Source organism: Maribellus comscasis, from assembly GCF_009762775.1.
Classification (GTDB): Bacteria; Bacteroidota; Bacteroidia; order Bacteroidales; family Prolixibacteraceae; genus Draconibacterium; species Draconibacterium comscasis.
In genome coordinates this window covers 4,771,470-4,791,054 of record NZ_CP046401.1, presented here as the reverse complement: position 1 = coordinate 4,791,054, position 19,585 = coordinate 4,771,470, and the positions used below count along the sequence as shown (strand labels likewise).

General features: G+C 35.4%; 16 protein-coding genes. 15 read left to right on the top strand and 1 reads right to left on the bottom strand.

Going from position 1 to position 19,585, the window contains the following annotated elements; genetic code table 11:
• Positions 1–9 precede the first annotated feature (9 nt).
• From GM418_RS19110 to GM418_RS19040, 15 genes are all read left to right on the top strand, one after another.
• A complete protein-coding gene (locus GM418_RS19110; RefSeq protein ID WP_158868843.1) occupies positions 10–561 on the top strand; it encodes a YdcF family protein in 552 nt (183 codons plus the stop codon).
• Positions 562–660: 99 nt separating this feature from the next.
• Positions 661–1,026, top strand: coding sequence for a response regulator transcription factor (locus GM418_RS19105; RefSeq protein ID WP_158868842.1), 366 nt, complete (start codon positions 661–663; stop codon positions 1,024–1,026).
• A 10-nt stretch (positions 1,027–1,036) separates the two neighbouring features.
• Positions 1,037–2,233 (top strand): sugar transferase, encoded by a 1,197-nt coding sequence (locus GM418_RS19100; protein WP_217447527.1) that lies wholly within the window; start codon positions 1,037–1,039, stop codon positions 2,231–2,233.
• A gap of 3 nt (positions 2,234–2,236) precedes the next feature.
• Entirely contained in the window at positions 2,237–2,995 is a 759-nt protein-coding gene (locus GM418_RS19095; protein ID WP_158868841.1) for a TolC family protein, read from the top strand.
• Positions 2,992–5,202 (top strand): GumC family protein, encoded by a 2,211-nt coding sequence (locus GM418_RS19090; protein ID WP_158868840.1) that lies wholly within the window; start codon positions 2,992–2,994, stop codon positions 5,200–5,202. Before GM418_RS19095 ends, GM418_RS19090 begins: the two co-directional genes overlap by 4 nt.
• Positions 5,203–5,232: 30 nt before the next feature.
• Positions 5,233–6,573 carry an oligosaccharide flippase family protein gene (locus GM418_RS19085; RefSeq protein ID WP_158868839.1) on the top strand — a complete coding sequence of 447 codons (1,341 nt, stop codon included), beginning with the start codon at positions 5,233–5,235 and terminating at the stop codon, positions 6,571–6,573.
• A gap of 2 nt (positions 6,574–6,575) precedes the next feature.
• Entirely contained in the window at positions 6,576–8,057 is a 1,482-nt protein-coding gene (locus tag GM418_RS19080; RefSeq protein WP_158868838.1) for an O-antigen ligase family protein, read from the top strand.
• Complete coding sequence (locus tag GM418_RS19075) at positions 8,057–8,989, top strand: glycosyltransferase family 2 protein (RefSeq protein WP_217447526.1); 933 nt, start codon at positions 8,057–8,059, stop codon at positions 8,987–8,989. Before GM418_RS19080 ends, GM418_RS19075 begins: the two co-directional genes overlap by 1 nt.
• Positions 8,989–10,194 carry a glycosyltransferase family 2 protein gene (locus GM418_RS19070; RefSeq protein WP_158868837.1) on the top strand — a complete coding sequence of 402 codons (1,206 nt, stop codon included), beginning with the start codon at positions 8,989–8,991 and terminating at the stop codon, positions 10,192–10,194. The genes GM418_RS19075 and GM418_RS19070 overlap by 1 nt, the downstream gene beginning before the upstream one ends.
• An 11-nt stretch (positions 10,195–10,205) precedes the next feature.
• Positions 10,206–11,351: a glycosyltransferase family 4 protein gene (locus GM418_RS19065; RefSeq protein WP_158868836.1), complete on the top strand. Its 1,146-nt coding sequence runs from the start codon at positions 10,206–10,208 to the stop codon at positions 11,349–11,351.
• Positions 11,352–11,354: 3 nt separating this feature from the next.
• Positions 11,355–12,542 carry a glycosyltransferase gene (locus GM418_RS19060; protein ID WP_158868835.1) on the top strand — a complete coding sequence of 396 codons (1,188 nt, stop codon included), beginning with the start codon at positions 11,355–11,357 and terminating at the stop codon, positions 12,540–12,542.
• Between the two features lie 292 nt (positions 12,543–12,834).
• Positions 12,835–13,734: a sugar-transfer associated ATP-grasp domain-containing protein gene (locus GM418_RS19055; protein ID WP_158868834.1), complete on the top strand. Its 900-nt coding sequence runs from the start codon at positions 12,835–12,837 to the stop codon at positions 13,732–13,734.
• A complete protein-coding gene (locus GM418_RS31880; protein ID WP_158868833.1) occupies positions 13,731–14,357 on the top strand; it encodes an acyltransferase in 627 nt (208 codons plus the stop codon). The genes GM418_RS19055 and GM418_RS31880 overlap by 4 nt, the downstream gene beginning before the upstream one ends.
• 6 nt (positions 14,358–14,363) lie before the next feature.
• On the top strand, positions 14,364–15,551 hold the full coding sequence (locus GM418_RS19045; RefSeq protein WP_158868832.1) for a glycosyltransferase family 2 protein: 1,188 nt from the start codon (positions 14,364–14,366) through the stop codon (positions 15,549–15,551).
• 172 nt (positions 15,552–15,723) lie between these two features.
• Entirely contained in the window at positions 15,724–18,204 is a 2,481-nt protein-coding gene (locus tag GM418_RS19040; protein WP_158868831.1) for a discoidin domain-containing protein, read from the top strand.
• A gap of 231 nt (positions 18,205–18,435) precedes the next feature.
• Here the strand turns inward: GM418_RS19040 and GM418_RS19035 are convergent, their stop codons facing one another.
• Positions 18,436–19,560 carry a hybrid sensor histidine kinase/response regulator gene (locus GM418_RS19035; RefSeq protein ID WP_158868830.1) on the bottom strand — a complete coding sequence of 375 codons (1,125 nt, stop codon included), beginning with the start codon at positions 19,558–19,560 and terminating at the stop codon, positions 18,436–18,438.
• Between the last annotated feature and the right edge of the window lie 25 nt (positions 19,561–19,585).

The window sequence follows — 19,585 nt, the reverse complement described above, 5'->3', positions numbered from 1 at the left end:
CCTTTGTATTTGAGCAAAAGTAAACCAGTTTATGGCGACTATCTGGTTCTTGACGGCAGTATGTCCGATTATTCTGTAAAAAGAGCGATTGAATATTTTAATACAAACAATTATAAATTAATATTTACAACAGGTGGTAAGCTTTCGGTTGGATATTATCTTGAAGAAAAAAAGACATTGGCCGAACTAACCCGGGCAACTTTCCTTGAGTTGGAATTTGACAGTACAAAAGTTATAGCAATTCCGGGTGGAAATGTTCTAAGAAACAGAACATATACCTCAGGTCTTACATTGAAGTCCTATTTTGAAGATCAAAATATAAAAAAAGCAAAAGTAGATGTTGTTTCAACGGGATGTCATTCCCGACGAAGTATGCTTTTATTTCAGAAGGCATTGGGAGATAACTTTAAAGTGGGTGTTTATGCTATCGAAGATAATTCTTACGAACTAAAAAAATGGTGGAAAACAAGTAAAGGTGCCCGCACTGTAATTAGCGAGACCATTGCTTTTTTTTACAGCAAATTTTTCTTTTACCCCAATGAAAATCAGAATCAAACTTAAATATCTCATTAATAAAACATTGAATAAGTTTTGCAATTCAAAATATTGTTTATTTTTGTTTGTGATTGAGAAATCTCTATTTGCAAACCATACATCAAAATGAAAAAAATTCTAATTGTCGACGACAAACCTTCAATCAGCAGACTTATAGTTCAATTTTTGAGTAAAACATTTGAAGTAACAACCAAAGAAGATGGACTTCAGGCACTCTCGTGGTTACAGGAAGGCAACATTCCTGATCTGATTATTACAGATTTGCAGATGCCCAACCTCGATGGATTTGAGTTGATCAGCCGTGTAAAGGAAAGTGGCTTTTTCAGGGACATTCCGATAGTAGTTTTAAGTAGTAAAGACAGTAGTACCGATAGAATAAAATGTTTAAAAATGGGAGCTGAAGATTATCTGGTAAAACCATTTAATCCGGAAGAACTCCAAATCAGGATTGAAAGAATACTGGAAAGGTAAACCTACTTTTATGAAAGACGGAAAATTAAATCTTGTCTACATTGGAGAAGATAAAAATATTATTGAAAAATTCACTTCAGTGAATGGAGCAGTAAATTTTAAAAGCTTCCCCAACCCGCTGCAGGCATCGGCCTGGGTTGACCGGAATAACGCGAGTACTGACGGTGTAATAAGTGAGTATGAAATACCGGGAAGAAATGGTCTGGACTTCCACCAGTCGTTTGTTGAAAATTTTGACAAAAAAAATGAAATTCCATACATCGTTTTATGCGATACGAAAACACCTGAAATATTAAACCGGGCATTCAAACAAAAGATAGATGATATTTATACCAGGCCTGTAAATGCCGAGGTGATTTTCAACCGTATTAAGTTTTTAAAAGTTTTAAAGCCACAAATGGCTTTGTTAAAAAAAGAAATTCACCCTGAAGAAAACATATATAAAACTCCTTTTTTTAAACGTTCCTTCGACATATTTTTTGCGGGGCTTGCTCTACTTCTTATTTCCCCGATACTGGTTTTATTTATCATTGCAATTCGACTGGAATCAAAAGGAAAAGTGTACTACATATCAAAACGGGTAGGGACAGGTTACAGAATATTTAATTTCCTAAAATTACGGTCGATGTATCCCGATGCTGACAAAAGACTAAAAGAATTTCAGCATTTAAATCAATACAAAAAGGAGGAACAAACCAGTATAGTTGAAAATAGCCTCGGTGAAAAAAAGGAGGAAAAAGTTGATGAATCGGGAACAATTTTATTTGGTGACGATATCGAAGTTGATGAAAAACAACATATTCAACGTCAAAAAGAAAAGCAGGAAAGCGCATTTGTAAAATTTGAAAACGACCCACGTATCACAAAAGTCGGGCACATCATTCGAAAATTGAGTATCGATGAATTGCCTCAACTTATAAATGTGATAAAAGGAGATATGTCGATTGTTGGAAACCGGCCTCTCCCACTTTATGAAGCAGAGCTACTTACCACCGACGAGTGGACCGACCGGTTTAACGGCCCTGCAGGGATTACCGGGTTATGGCAGGTTGAAGCAAGAGGCAAAACATCAAAAATGTCGCCGGAGGAGCGCAAACAACTTGATAACAAATATGTAGAGATTGCGAACAGTAAATTCTCATTCTGGAAGGATATTTGGATTATTATACGTACGTTTCGCGCGGTATTCCAAAAAGAAAATGTATAACCTATGAAATTTTTCACAAAAACCGGTATTGTAATTAGCCTGCTTTTAGTTTGGGTGAATGTAATATTTGCTCAAACGTACGATGAATTGCTAAAAAACACCTCCGGTGGAAAAGATATTACCGAAAGGTTACCCTCAATTGCAGAGCTGCAGGCAAAAGCAATTGCAAATTCCCCAACCCTTAAATATATCGATACCGATATTGAAGTTAAAAACTATCAAATTAAGACGGAAAAAAGAGTGTGGATGAAACAAGTGGGGGTTGAAACCGGCGCCAAATATGGTCTTTTTGATAATTTAGTTATATCAGAAGATATTGGTCAGGGAGACATAAACACTCAAACTACAGAGCAAACAAGATATTATCTGGGAGTATATTTAAAATTACCGTTGTCTTCGGTAGTCGACAAATCCAGCATAAATGCTGCTAAATCAGAGGTAGAAAAAGTCAGATACCAGAAACAAAAAAGTGAACAGGAGTTGAATGAGTTGGTGATTAAACAGTATTACAGCGTTGTACGGGCGCATCGCAGTATCATCGTAAAAGCAAATGCGGTTGAATCATATCGAGTGCAAATGTTAAGGGCTAAAATGGATTTTGAAAACAATCAGATATCAGTTGCCGAATATTCAAGGTTAAACGATATGTTATTGAATTCAATTACGAGCCTTGAAGACGTAAAAATTGAATTCGAAGTTGCTTTGCAACTATTAGAGGAAACGATAGGAGAAGAGATTAAAATTAAAAAATTTGAAAATTGAAACTACTTTTTTTCATAAGACTATTGCTTAAGCATTTTGCTTTGCTGATTATTATGCCGATCGCAATGGCGGCATTGGTGTTCTTCATCACTTCAAAACAATCCAAAACTTATACCTCGAGTAGTTTAATATATACCGGTATCGCCAGCGGTTCTTCAATTACTTCGTTAGAAAGTGCAAAAAGAGATTTATTTGGAACCAACACAGCTTTTGATAATTTAATTACCATTATTAAAGAGCGAAATACCATTGAAGAAATCGGGTTACGGCTATTTGTGAGTCATTTGCTATCAGGAGGTTCAAATATTGAAAAAATATCAAAAAATAAATATCAGGAATTAATGGAAATTGTACCTGATGAAGTTAAGGAGCTGGCCGTAAGGAATGATTTTGATAAAACACTCGAAAATATTAAGGCATACAGAGATAAAGACTACACAAACTTCATTTACGAACTTATTAACTATGAACATCCGGATTACAGCATAAAGAAAATTTCTTCGAAGCTAAAAGTGAGTAGAGTCAAATCGAGCGATTTGATTGAAATCTCATACGAATCCGATGATCCTGGTATTTGTAAAAATACACTGGAAATTCTAAACGAGGTTTTCATCAAAAAATATTCTTTTATTCAGGCAAATCAGTCAGATGCTGTTGTCCAATATTTTAAAGGTCAGTTAGAAAATGCTATAATCAAATTGGATGAAGCGGAAAATGAACTTCTCGAATTTAACCAAACAAATACAATTATCAATTATAACGAACAAACAAAACATATTGCTTCTGAGAAAGAGCATTTTGATTTAACGTATATGGATATCAAAATGAAAAATGTAGCTGCCAAGTCGGTATTACAAGTTCTTGAGGCAAAAATGTCACCGCTTGAAAAGCAAAAAATTAATAATGAAAAGATATTAAACCTGCGAAATAAATTATCAGATCTCAACATTGAAATTGCGTTGAAAACTTACGAAGCAAAAAAGGATTCTTCGCTGGAGCAAGGGTTGATTGAAAGAATAACTGAATTAAAAAAAGAAGAAAATGATACCCAGCAGGAACTGAGAGATGCAGTAAAAGAACAATACCTTTTTGACAACACCACAGAAGGAGTTCCGTCAACAACCATTATAGAAGACTGGATTGACAAAACAATTGAATATGAAGCAACTAAAGCTCAGTTACTTCTTGGCGAAATGCAAAAAAAAGAATATGACCAGCTTTTTATTGATTATGCACCCTTAGGTGCAACAATGAAAAGGTTGGAACGAAAAATTTCTGTGGCGGAGAGAGAGTATTTATCAATATTACATAGTTTTGATCTGGCAAAACTCAACCAACAAAATATTGAACTAAATTCAAATTTAAAAATATTAGTTGAGCCATTATTCCCCATTAATCCGGAACCAAGCAAAAGAAAATACCTGGTTATTATCGCATTTATGATCGGATTTATTATTCCGGCATCTGTAATTATTCTTTTAGAATTTCTGGATCAAAGTATTGGTACAGCAAAGAGAGCTGAAGAGTTAATGGGATTAAGTCTGGCTGCCATCTATCCCAATCTGTCCAAAATCAATAAAAACATTGATATTGAATCACTTAAAAATAAAGGGAACAATATTATTGTTCGAAGATTAATCTTAAATTCGGAAAAAAGAGAACACAAAAAACCGGAAATTAACTTGTTCTTTAGTATTCAGAGTGGTGAAGGTAAAACGATGATCGCTACAATGTTGCTTAATGAACTGGCAAAATCAGGTTATAAAGTTTTGCTCCTCTCACATAACAAAATAGACGATGTAAAGAATTTTGATATTTATACCTACAATACAAACAAAGCTTTTCAGCATATTGAAACGTCTAATGAGTTTATCAATAACTGTGTATCTGAAAATTTTGACGTTAATCAATATGATTATATATTTTTTGAAATACCCGGCTTGATAGACCACACTTATCCGATTAAACTATTTAAGAATGTAAATCAAACGTATATTATTGTAAGGGCAAACAGGGCATGGACCAACTCCGATAAATACGCTCTAAAAGATGTTATTGAAGCAACGAAGGAAAATGAACCGCAAATTATTTTAAACGGAGTGAAAGTGGAAGAAATGGAAAATGTGCTTGGTGATTTACCCAGAAAAAGAAGCTTCTTTAGGAAATTAATAAAGAACACTTTAAGATTTCACTTTTATTCAAGATGATGTTTTTATCAATCCTATAATAGAGTTTATATGAGCATAAATATAAAACGGATACTTTATGAAAAAAACATTATATCGCTCATAACCAGTAGCATAGGTGCTCTATTGGGATTAATAAGTTTTATGCTTTTAACCCGGGAATTGGAGCAGAAACTTTTTGGAGATTGGGTTTTATATCTGACACTATCCACTTTTTTTGATTTACTGCGTTTTGGATTGACTAGTACAGCTTTAGTACGTTTTGCATCAAGTGAAGATGAAAATAAAAATAAAACCTATCTGGGAACCAGTTATTTGGTTGGTCTGATTGTCGTGCTTGTAATTGCAGCAATCTTCGTTCCCAGTCATTTTATTATTGCTGGCTTTAACTGGAAAATAAACGACGGTTACAGACTATTTATAACTTTTTATCCAATTTTAGCTCTTCTAAACTTATCGTGGAACAACTCAGTTTCCTATTTTCAGGCCAGGCAGAAATTCAAACTTATTTTGTTTTTACGTATTACTCGTAGTGGCAGCTTTGTGGTCTTTTTAATATTGAATATTTTGTGGCTGCATTGGGGACTTTTGGAAGTAATAATTGCGCACTTAGTAACCAATCTACTTCCAAGCATAGTAGTTTTTGTTAAGAGATGGGACGGTTTAATGTACATAAGAAGGGCAACAAGGGAATCAACAAAAGAAATGTTGAATTTCGGCAAATATTCGATGGGGACTTTGGTTGGAAGCAGTTTATTAAAAAGTGCAGATACCTTTATAATAGGTTTAAGCCCGATACTCGGTTCTGTCGGTATTGCGCAATATGCAATACCCTTAAAATTAATTGAGTTGTTGGGGATTCCATTAAGAAGTTTTACAATTACGGCATACCCTAAAATGTCGAAGAGTAGCTGGAAAAAAGATTTCGACCACGTAAAAAAGATATTTTACGGATACAGTTCAGTAGTTACAATACTGTTTATCCCGGTTGCTGTTTTATGTTTCCTGTTTGCTAAACCTTTGATTCTGTTTCTTGGTGGAAATGATTATAAAGATTCATTACCATTACTGATAACGATTTTTAGAGTTTTTACATTGTACTCGGTTTTGCTGCCTATTGATCGTTTTACAGGCGTCGCCTTAGACAGCATTAACAGACCTAATTTAAACTTTAGGAAAGTGGTAATAATGGCTGCAGCCAATATAGTGGGCGATTTAATTGCTGTATTTATTTTTGAATCGCTTCAGGCAGTTGCTATTGTAACAGTTTTATTTACTCTTATAGGGATTTTTATGGGCTACTTTTATTTAAATAAAGCGCTTAAGCTCGAACTAAAATCTTTTATCGCGGAAGCAAAATCATTCTTTTTAAACCTCCGGCACCAATTGTAAATATGACGAGAGTTTTTAATAAAATATATGGTAGCGAATTATTAAAAAACCCCGTTTATCTTTCTGTATTAATTCTGGTTATGCTTTGCATTGGATACCTCCTGGCCATAAAAGGATTAATTATTGGCGTTGGATTTTTGGTTTTGCCTTTTGTTCTGGCTTATGTATTCGCAATTTTTATAACTCCGCGCGTAGGATTGATTGGATTATTTCTGTTCAACTTTTTTGTACTGGGATTAACAAGGTATATAAAAGGAGTACCTTTAGGGTTAGGAGTCGATGCCCATTTTATTTTACTCTATCTGGCGCTTTTTTTTAAATCATTTTTTCAAAAAGTTCCATGGAAAAATGCAAAAAATGAACTTGTTTTTTTAGCCTTCATCTGGTTTGGATATGCATTCTTCCAGTTGTTTAATCCGGAAGCGGTAAGCAGAATAGCCTGGTTTTATTCCATGCGGGGAGTAGCGCTTTATATGCTTTTTACAATTCCCATAATATTTATTATTTTTAATAAACATAAAGATCTTGAAGTATTTCTTAAAATATGGGCAGTACTCGCCCTTTTGGCAAGCCTGAAGGGAATAATGCAAAAATTTATTGGGCCAGACCCCTGGGAACAAGCCTGGCTTGATGCGGGGAGCGATAACACCCATATTATTTTCGGAAAACTAAGGATATTCTCCTTCATGTCTGACGCCGGTCAGTTTGGAGGTGCGCAAGCGCATTCGGGAGTTATATTTGCTATTTTAGCGTGGCATGAAAAGAAATCAAGAAAATGGAAATTTTTCTATGCAATTGTTTCCTTAATATCATTCTACGGAATGATGATTTCAGGGACTCGCGGAGCAATTGCTGTTCCAATCATGGGATTTGCAACTTATATTGTCCTTCAAAGAAATACCAAAGTAATCATTGCCGGAATTCTAATGGGATTAGCGGTATTTGCATTTTTTAAATTTACCACTATCGGAAATGGAAACTATACGATAAGGAGAATGCGTACTGCTTTTGATCTGAATGATGCATCCTTGCAGGTAAGACTTGAGAATCAACGCAAACTGAAGGATTATATGGCAGCCAGACCTTTTGGTGGTGGTCTCGGTTCTGCGGGCAACTGGGGGAAGCGCTTTTCACCAGACACTTTTCTGGCTCAAACCCCTACCGACAGTTGGTATGTCATGATTTGGGCAGAACAAGGCATCGTTGGACTTTCTTTGCATTTATTGATATTGTTTTATATCGTAATAAAAAGTGCAAACATTATAGTTTTCAAGCTAAAAAGCCCTTTGTTAAAAGCACAATTGGGAGCATTGCTTTCAGGTATGACGGGTATTATGGCAGCATCTTACGGGAACGGCGTTTTCGGTCAGATGCCTACCGGCATCATCATCTATTCCAGTATGGGGTTTTTATTCCTGGCAAAGAAATATGAAAAAGAATTAAAACAAAAAGACAAAATCATTAGTAATTCAAAAAACAGGTAATGGGTAAAATGCAAAACACAAAGTACCCTTTTGTATCAATCATTACAGTAAATTACAATCAAAGTAATGTTACTACAGATTTTTTGAACTCGATAAGAAAAATAACCTATCCGCATTTCGAGATAATTGTCGTTGATAACGCTTCACCTTCAGACACGCCTCAAAAATTAAAGGAAAATTTTCCTGAAATTAATCTGATTTTGAGCAAAAAAAACCTCGGATTTGCGGGCGGAAATAACCTGGCAGTAAAAGCTTCAAAAGGTAAATATTTACTGTTTATCAACAATGACACCGAAGTCCCCCCGGATTTTCTGGAACCACTTGTTGAATTATTTGAAAAAGACCAGGGAATTGGGATGGCAAGCCCCAAAATAAAATTTCACTGGAATCCTGATTTAATACAATATGCCGGTTATACAAAAATGAATCCCTACACGGTCCGTAATTACAGTATTGGTTATCACCAAAAAGATTCAGCTGAATTTAATACGCTAAAAGAAACAAATGCTGCTCACGGTGCGGCGATGATGGTTCCCAGATCTGTTATTGAAAATGTTGGAATGATGACCGAAGTCTATTTCTTATATTATGAAGAACATGATTGGGCAGAAAGGATAAAACGGGCAGGATACAAGATATTCTATCAGCCTGAATCCTACATTCTTCACAAAGAATCTGTTTCTACGGGAAAAAACAGTCCCTTTAAAACCTATTACCTGACTCGCAACAGATTGGTTTTTGCCCGAAGAAATTACAACGGAATCGCCAAAATTATTAGTATCTTCTTTCAGCTTTTTATCTCGTGGCCTAAAAACACAATAAAATTTCTGCTGAAAGGACAATTTGATCATTTAAAGGCATATTGGAGAGGTATTATGTGGAATTTTTCGCATTTTAAATCCATCAAAAATAATCCTAAACTATTAACGTAATGAACATCATTCAATTAATTATACATATTCTGGAATACATTCTGCTAATTTACTTTGGTTTTGCAACTGTTTACATTTTCATATTTGGATTTGCCGGCCTGTTTCCCAAAAAACAAAAAATAAATAGGGACGCAACTCTTCGGAAAGTAGCCGTTCTTATTCCGGGATACAAAGAAGATGCAGTTATTGTAGATGTAGCAAAGGAAGCACTCAAACAAAATTATCCCAACGACAAATATGATGTTGTAATTATTGCAGATTCCTTTCAACCTGAAACTTTGGAAAAATTAAAAAAAATCCCCATTAAATTGGTTGAAGTTTCATTTGAAGTCAGTACAAAATCGAAAGCCCTGAATAAAGCAATGTTGGAACTGGGAGACAATTATGATATTGCTCTTGTTCTTGACGCCGATAACATCATGGAAAAAGATTTTGTTTCAAAAATCAACCAGGCTTTTGAGAACGGTTTTATGGTTGTTCAGGGACACCGGGTAGCAAAAAATACAAATACCTCATTTGCCGTTTTGGATGCGATAAGCGAAGAAGTAAACAATCATATTTTTAGAAAAGGCCACAGAAAACTCGGTTTTTCCTCAGCCTTAATCGGCTCCGGAATGGCCTTCGATTATGCATTTTTTAAGAAAACCATGGCAAATGTAAAAGCTGTTGGAGGTTTTGATAAGGAGTTGGAACTAAAACTATTAAAAGACAAGAAAAGAATCGAATACCTGCACGAGGCAATTGTTTTAGACGAGAAAGTGCAAAAATCAGAAGTATTTGCAAAACAGAGGAAAAGATGGTTGTCGGCACAATTTGTATACTTTGGGCGATATTTTTTCCCCGGACTTTATCATCTTTTTTTTAAAGCCAATCTCGACTTTTTTGATAAGGTTTACCAAATGATTTCTCCACCAAGGGTTCTACTGGTCGGGTTAGTAACAATTATTACACTCTTGTATGGTTTTATTGATTTGATATTTCCAAACGCAAACTTTTTGAAATTTGGATTCATGGAATGGTGGCCCGTATTTTTATTGGTAATTTTTGCATTTCTTTTTAGCATTCCCCGAAAATTTTATTCAATTCAAACCTTAAAAGCAGCCTTAACTTTACCCAAAGCTTTCTTTTTGATGTTTGCATCATTATTTAAATTAAAAGGTACAAATAAAAAATTTATTCATACAGAACACGGACAAACAAACTAAACCACCCCATTATGAAAATAGGTATTGAAGGGCAACGACTCTACAGAAAAAAGAAACACGGGATGGATATGGTTGCACTGGAGCTCATAAAGAACCTGCAACTCATCGACAAAAAAAATGAATATATTATTTTTGTAAAACCCGATGTTGACAACACCTGTATTCCGGATGCGCCAAATTTCAAAATAGTAGAGTTAGGAGGTGGCCCCTACCCCACCTGGGAACAAATAGCTCTTCCGAAGGCAGCCTACAAAGAAAATTGCGATATTTTGCATTGCACAAGCAACACAGGCCCCATTTGGTCAAAAGTACCTTTGATTACTATTTTACATGATATTATTTATCTGGAAAGTATTAGCATTTTCAAAAAGGCCGGAACATGGTATCAAAAAGCAGGCAACATGTACCGGCGTTTTGTTGTGCCCCCGGTGGTAAGAAAAAGTAAACGTGTATCTACTGTTTCCAATTTTGAAAAAGAACGAATTAAAAACTTCATGGGGCTTGGCGAAAACCTGGTAGCGATATACAATGGAGTTGGCGAGCACTTTAAAAAAATTACCGACGAAAAAATACTTGCTTCTGCTAAAGAAAAATATAAACTTCCTGATCGTTTTCTTTTTTTCCTTGGAAATACAGACCCAAAAAAGAATACACCTAACGTTTTAAAAGCTTTCGCTGAATTCAATAAACAAAGTGAAGTCAAATACAAATTGGTAATGCTTGATTATGAGGAGACAGCACTTCAAAATATTCTGAAAGATATTGGGCATCCGGAAACAAGAAAAGACATTCATTTGACAGGGTATGTTGTAAATACTGACCTGCCTGCCATTATCAATCAATGTGAAGTATTCCTGTATCCATCCTTACGTGAAAGTTTTGGAATTCCTATTTTGGAAGGGATGGCTTGCGGTGTACCGGTAATTACGTCAAATACTTCTTCCATGCCTGAAATTGCAGGAGAAGCGGCGTTGATTGTTGACCCGTATAAATCAGAAGAAATTACAGGTGCTATTCAAAAAATAATACAAAATGAAGCGTTGAAGAAGGACTTGGAAAAAAGAGGTATTGAACGTGCGAAAGGATTTACCTGGAAAAAAATGGCTGAAAATTATTTGGATATTTATGAAAAAGTTTACGAGGAATTAAAATCTTAAGTTATGATAAAAGGAAAGGATATAGTGGTCATTGGAATCCAACCCTGGGATATTGAGATCGGAAGTAACTGCAAAGATATTGCGAAAGAATTCTCGAAAAACAACAGAGTACTATTTGTCAATATTCCTATCAGCTATTTGGAAGCCTGGAAGAACTCAGACAATAAAATTGTAAAAAACAGAAAAGCTGTTATAAAAAACCCTTCCCTTTCCATAAAACAAATCAACGAAAATCTGTTTAATCTCACTCCCGCAACTTATATCCATCCAAGTAATTCGTTTCCAGGTTTCTTGTTTAAAATGATAAACAAACAGAACAACAAGAAACTGGCCATTTCGATAAAGAAAGCAACTTACGAGTTAGGATTTAAAGATATTTTGTTATTCAATGACCAACATATGTTTTTAGGATTTTCCCTAAAAGAATTGTTGAATCCAAAGCTCTCGATTTATTATATAAGAGATAACTTATTAATTGTTCCTTACTGGCGTAAGCATGGACTTCAAATGGAACCATATTTAATAGCAAAGTCGGATATTGTTTTTACCAATTCGCTTTATTATGAAGAATATGCGAGAAAATATAATGAGAACAGCTTTATGGTTGGACAAGGTTGTGATGTGTCAATTTATCAACCCGATAGAACGGAAGTATCAGAAGAATTAAAATCAATAGACAAACCAATTATTGGCTATGTTGGTTACCTCTCGACCAAAAGATTGGACGTTAACTTAATAGCAGGAATCGCTAAAGCAAAACCTGATTTTGAAATCGTGTTAGTCGGGCCTGAAAATGAATCATTTAAAAAAACTGAATTGCATCACATTTCAAATGTTACTTTTCTGGGACCCAGGCCTCCTGAAACTTTACCTTCATATATAAAAGGTTTCACAATTGCTATGAATCCGCAACAATTAACAAAAGCCACCATTGGGAATTACCCCCGAAAAATTGATGAATACCTTGCGATGGGAATACCTACGATAGCGACCAAAACAAAAGCTATGAAATGGTTTAAAGACACTGTTATGTTAGGAGAAACACTTGAAGATTATTTAGAAAATATTGATCTTATTATGAATTCGGACACAGAGGAGAAAAGAGTTAAAAGAATTCAAACGGGAAACAATCATAGCTGGACAACTTGCGTGAATTTGATGTATGACAAAATCAAGGAAATCGGGCATTGAAGAGTTAGATAAATATGTTAAAATTACAATTACAAAATAAAAAGACAGAGCTATGGGCATGAAGAGTAATTTTTATTGGATCTGGAAAAAGATAGCAGAAAAAAATACCAGAAGCCATTACAAAAAATTGTATGTAAACGAATACAGTTTTTTTGAATCCCACAAGGATAAAAAGCCCAAAAACCTTATGAGAAGGGAAATGAAAATCTTACAAAAGTATTGGGGGTGCTATCCATTTCAATACATACGGTATGGTATGTACCTAAAATCTTGCACATTAAGCATCGAAGAGATGAAAGATTATATTCCAAACTTTTTTGCATATTACCTTTTTTTTCCAAAATTCTTTACCGAATATCTTATGGTATCCGAAGACAAAGAATTGACATACCAGGTATTAAAATCGATGGATATCCGACAACCCAATCTTTTGTTTCAATATAAAAATGGCAGATTCTATAGTCATAACAAGTCAATCCTCTCAGATGATGAAGTAAATGACCTCATAAAAAAAACCAAAGCTGAAAAACTTTTTATGAAGCCGACAATGGGATTGGGTGGAAAAGGAATTATGGTTTTTAACAAAAATAAAATTTTTACCGATGAGGAAGGAAATCAGTTAAGTGCTGAGTTCATTAAAAAAACCCTTGGTAAAAAAGATAACTATCTGGTTCAGGAAGGGCTGATACAACATGAGGAAATCAATAAAATATACCCCAAATCGATTAATACAATCAGGGCCTACACTGAAGTAAAAAATGGTGAAGCAAAGTTTTTGTTTGCACTTCTAAGAATGGGGCACGGGGGAAAACAGATTGATAATGCCAGTCAAAAAGGATATGTTTGCCGAATCAATCCCGAAAAAGGAGAACTAGCTTCGTACGCTACATCCAGACTATTTGAAAAGACTGACCATCACCCCGATACAAATTTTAAGTTTGATGGATATAAAATTCCATTCTGGGATGAAATCAAAGATTTTGTTTTAGTCGCGGCCCAAAAGAACGAAAGTATAGGATATGTTGGTTGGGATATAGCCTATACAAAAGACGGACCTTCTGTGATTGAAATAAACGCTGCACCAGGTCTTCACAGTCTACAGGAAAATTTTGGAGGAGTGAGAGAAGCATTTGGAATTAAAAATCCTAAATCATATTGGTACAGCACTAAATTTATAATGCAAGACAAATGAATTTTATAACTGCGATAAAATCAAATCCGAAACTTAAAAGCTTTGTTTTGTGGACCATCGCTCCGAAACGAAATCCAAGACCTCGTCTTTGGGTACGCTGGTTTTTAAATCCAATAAAACACAAAAAGGGGAAAGGTGCCAGAATAAGACGTCGCTCAAGAATTGATGTTTTCCCGTGGAATCGTTTTGAAATTGGAGCGCTTACAACCATTGAAGATTTTTGTACCGTAAACAATGGTTCAGGAGATGTTATTTTGGGTGACCGGGTGCGTGTTGGTATTGGCTCAGTGATCATTGGCCCTGTTACCATGGGAAATGGCTCGGGACTAGGGCAACATGTATTTGTAGCTGGTTTTAATCATGGTTATGCCGACGGTTCTAAAAACTCAAGTGCTCAGCCACTTGATATTAAACCAACCTCAATTGAAGAAGAAGCTCACATTGGGGCCAATTCAGTGGTTGTTGCTGGCGTAACTATTGGAAAACGGAGCCAGGTGGGAGCAGGCAGTGTAGTAACCAAAGACATTCCGCCATTTTCAGTAGCAGTAGGGAATCCGGCTCGTGTAATCAAACAATTTAATCTGGAAACAAATTCCTGGGAAAAAGTAAAACCTTCAAAATAAGTCCTTATGAAAACCTTGGAGATACTATTCTGGCTGGCACTATTTATTATTTTCTATTCGTATCTGGGTTACGGTATTTTATTATATGCCATTATAAAAACCAGAAGAGCATTAGGATTGTCAAAACCATATTCTGAAAATGAAGATTACGAGCCTGAAGTTACCTTGTTCGTTGCTGCGTATAACGAAAAAGACTATGTCGATGAAAAGGTTAAAAATTCGTTTAGTCTGAATTATCCAAAAGAAAAAGTAAAACACGTTTGGGTAACCGATGGTTCTGATGACGGAACCCCTGATTTGCTAAGGAAATATGCAGGAGTTGAGGTTTATCATTTAGACGAACGGGGAGGTAAAATTGGAGCAATGAACAGAGGGATGCAATTTGTAAAAACCCCAATCGTAATTTTTTCCGATGGAAACACAAACCTGGGAGAAGATTCAATAAGAGAAATGGTAAATCTTTTCAGAAATCCCAAAGTTGGCTGTGTTTCAGGAGAAAAACGCATTTACAGCAAAGATGCTGATGCAGCAGCCGGAGCTGGTGAAGGTTTGTACTGGAAATATGAATCGACCTTAAAAAAATGGGACGCAGAATTATACTCGGTTGTGGGTGCAGCAGGCGAACTCTTTGCCATCCGAACCGAACTTTGGCAGGAAGTGGAAAAAGACACTTTGCTGGATGATTTTATAATTTCTCTCCGTGTAGCGATGTCTGGGCACACTATTCAGTATAATCCCAATGCCTATGCTATCGAAACAGCATCAGCCAATGTAAAAGAAGAATTGAAAAGAAAAGTGCGTATTTCAGCGGGAGGAATACAGTCAGTGGTTCGTCTTTATCCTCTTCTTAATATTTTTAGATATGGAACGTTATCTTTTCAATACATATCTCATCGTGTTTTGCGATGGACTCTTACTCCTCTTTTGTTATTACTAATTATTCCTGTGAATCTTATTTTAGCTGTCAATTCAGGAATGGAAATCAGTAATATTTATACACTGCTTTTTTTCGGACAGGTACTTTTTTATATAATGGCATTAACCGGTTGGTTCCTCGAAAACCGAAAAATTAAAGTGAAAATACTTTTTGTTCCCTACTATTTCTTTATTATGAACCTCTCTGTTTTTCTGGGATTTAAAAGATATATAAAAGGGAATCAGTCGGTAAAATGGGAAAGAGCGAAGCGGGGATAGAAGAAATAATTTGCCAATAACAAAAAGTTCGAAAACACACTTTTAACAAATTTAGGCATTTGTTACCCCAAAAATCAGCAATCGGGTCCTTCAAAATTTGTATACTTCTCCAGCTAAATACCTATCTTTCATTACAATTTTAATAACTAGTATTTCTTTAAGACCAGATTGTATGAAATCACTGTTTTCATTTTTTAGATCTTACTTTTTCTTTGGATTTTTTTTAGCCAATCTAATCCCAACCACTGTTTTAGCAAACGATATAAATTCAACAAAACCATTTTACATTGATGAGAATGCCTCCTATTATGTAAATACTGAAACTTGGAATAACCTGCCACAAGGCGGTGACACCATTTTTATTTCAGCCAACAGAACCCATGCATTAAAATTCCAATACCTTAGCGGAAGCGCAGAAAACCCCTTAGTAATTATCAATTCAGGTGGTCAGGTTAATATTGACTCAGAAACAGCATGGGGTGCTCTTACTTTCGAAAATTGCCAATACATAAAAGTTAGCGGAGCAGGACATCCAGGTTATAAATATGGTTTTCTGTTATCAGCAAAAAGTTGTGGATTAGCCTTTTCTGAGTTGAGTTCTGATTGTGAAGCAGAATTTGTAAAAATTAGCCACGACGGCTTTTTTGGAATTTATGCCAAGAAAGATTATGGCGGTAATCCACCATCACCTGTTCCGGTTTTTTCCGATTTAGTTATTCATGACTGTTTTATTGAAAACGTAACAGAGGGAATGTATCTGGGTGAAACCAAAAGTCCGGGCATGGAGTTTAAACATGTAAAAATTTATAACAACATTGTTAGAAATACGGGCAGGGAAGCCATTCAAATTGCCAATATGGTAGAGGATATTGAAATCTACAATAATACTCTTTTATCAACAGGTAATGACAGTACTCTTTACCAGGAAAACATTCTTCAAATTGGCGATAACTCAGCAGCCAATGTTTATAACAATATTTTAATAGGAGCTCCTTCCTACGGAATAATCTCTCTGGGAAATGGGAATAACACCTATACGAACAACTACATTGCTGATTCAAAGGGTATGTACATCGACAACAGACTTTTTACTGATTCAACTGCTGCTATTGAAGTTTCGGGCAACTACTTTAGCCAAACACATGACGGTGAAGTAATTGAAAATCGTAATGAAATTAATTTTATAAGTATAACAAATAATCAGTACGACACACATATCACATTTTTCAACAATAACTCAGGAAACGATACTAATTTTGTTGATTCCGACAATAGTTTAGAAACTATTGAAGAAATTGCGTTTACCGATATTGCTAACAATGACTACTCACTATCAGCAAATTCTTTAGCTATTTACGGGAACATTGGTGCTCCCGGAGGTCCCGAATATTCTGAGTATGATGAAGGTACTACAACAGAGGACACTGTGCCCGTTTCAGAACAGATTAGGCTTTCAAGCAGTATGATTACAGACCTGGTTGAAGGAGGTAGTGTCTATTCGGCAGATTATTTGGTTGATGAACAAGATTCTTCAGTAGAGAACAATGAACACCCAACAAGCCAATCATGGAAACCCTATTGGAATATGAACAACGCTCCGTATAGTGTATATATCGATTTAGGAAAAGTGTATAATATCACTGAAATAGCATTACACGATATGAATAATGTGGCCAACCTGGAAGTATACTATGGTGAACCAGACAACTGGCAAGCGCTTTTTACTGAATCCTGCAACAAATACAAAACATGGAAAACACACGAAACAGACGTTGCAACAAGGTACATTAAATTAACCATGAGCGAAAGTGTTTATGCAGCAGTGAATGAAATTATTATTTATGGCTATGAAGTAGTAGTAGAGAATACCTTAGTTTCTGAACAAATTCAATTATCAGGTAGCATGATATATGACCTCGTTGATGGAGGTAGCGTCTATTCTGCAGATTTTTTGGTTGATGAGCAAAATATTGTAATTGAAAACGATGAACATCCAACAAGTCAATCATGGAAACCGTATTGGAACATGAACAATGCTCCCTACAGTGTTTACCTTGATTTAGGCCGGGTATACAATATCACTGAAATTGCGTTGCATGACATGAACAATGTTGCCAATTTGGAAATATCATATGGAGAACCTGGTAACTGGCAAGCTTTATTTACCGAATCTTGTAATAAATACAAAACATGGAAAATACACGAAACAGATATAGCAACAAGATACATTCGATTAACTATGAGTGAAAGTGTTTATGCAGCTGTTAACGAGATTATACTTTATGGATATGCCGAAGAGAGTGAGGATAGTTCTTTTATGGAAGAAAAGAGCGTTCAATCTGAGTCCTACTCAGTAACGACATCATCTGCAACTATTGAAGAAAGTATTTCTGATAAGAATTTGGTACTTTATCCCAATCCCGCACAAAATAAATTAACAGTTGATATTCCTCAAGATTGGGCGTTCAATTATAAAATAGAGATCATCAACATGCAAGGAATCATCTATTATACAAGAGACTACAATGAATTACATTTTGGAAATCCGACAATAAATCTAGAGGAATATAATATGAATAAGGGAATTTATTTCATGCGTTTTACAAACGACCAGGGAATTGCAAAAACAGTAAAATTTATAAAAAACACCTAATCTAATCAGATTCTTTTTTACTTTCTTTCTGATGGTTTCTGTCTGTAAATAAATGCCCTTTTCAAACTAAATTCAGATAAAATACAAATAACGCCAAAATGAATCGTCGGCGACTTTCATACCACTATCACCAACTGGGCCGATAATGCGTCCCATAACCACAAGTACTATGACAAAACTACATAATGTTTCTACTGATTGATTTTGGTCCTCGTAAAATATATTGTCTGACTATTCGGCAACAGGGAGTAACAGAGAGAAAGTCGTTCCTTTTCCTAATTCACTTTCAACAAAGATTTCTCCGTCATTTTTCAACAGGAAATCAAAACACAGGAGCAATCCCAGGCCGCTACCCGACTCGCGGTTGGTACCGTAAGTTGTCAGGTGTTGGGTTTGATCGAACAATTTTGGAATATTTTCCTTTGGTATTCCTACTCCCGTATCTTTTATTTCAACTTTTACCTTTTTCTCAATCCTCGATGCATTTATACTGATCTTTCCTTTATCAGGTGTAAATTTAATAGCGTTTGACAACAGATTTCGGATTACGACCTTTAAAGTATTCAGATCTGCATACACTTTGGCGTCTTCGTCGACATGCGTTGAGAACTCAATGTTTTTTAAATTTAGGTTTCCCTTATTAAGCAAATAAAGACTACCAACAAGATCATTAAGATCCACTTCTTCTTTTACCAAAACCAGATTACCACTTTGAGATTTTGCCCAACCAAGTAGGTTTTCAAGCAAACTAAATACTTCGTCGGTAGTTTTCACCAACAAGTCAATTGTCGATTTAAACTCATCGCCAGTAGTATTGCCTGCAGTTTGAGAAAGAAATTCCAGAGTCATTTTTACACTACCTAACGGCGAACGCAAATCATGTCCAATCACTGAGAACATCTTGTCTTTTAAGGCATTAAGCTCAGAAAGATGTTGGCTTGTTTTTCGCAACGAATCCTGTGTGTGCTTTAATTCAAGATGTGTTTTTACTCTGATTATTAGTTCATTTTTATTAAATGGTTTGGTAATATAGTCAACCCCCCCGGCTTCAAACCCCATCACTGTATTTTCTTTGTCGCTTAATGCCGTTAAAAAAATTATCGGGAGATTTTCATTTTCGCTTTTTGATTTAATTATACGACAAGTTTCATACCCGTCCATCTCCGGCATCATAACATCCAGCAAAACAAGATCGGGACGAGTTTTATCAACCATCTCGATTGCACTTTTGCCGTTGGTTGCGATTACCAGTTTATAATTTAGTGGCCGTAACGTTAAGGCTATAATTTTAACATTATTGGGGGTATCATCAACAACTAGAACGGTTGGTATAGATTCCTCTGTTTTTAAATTCATTTACTAAATGGATTACTTTCAAACT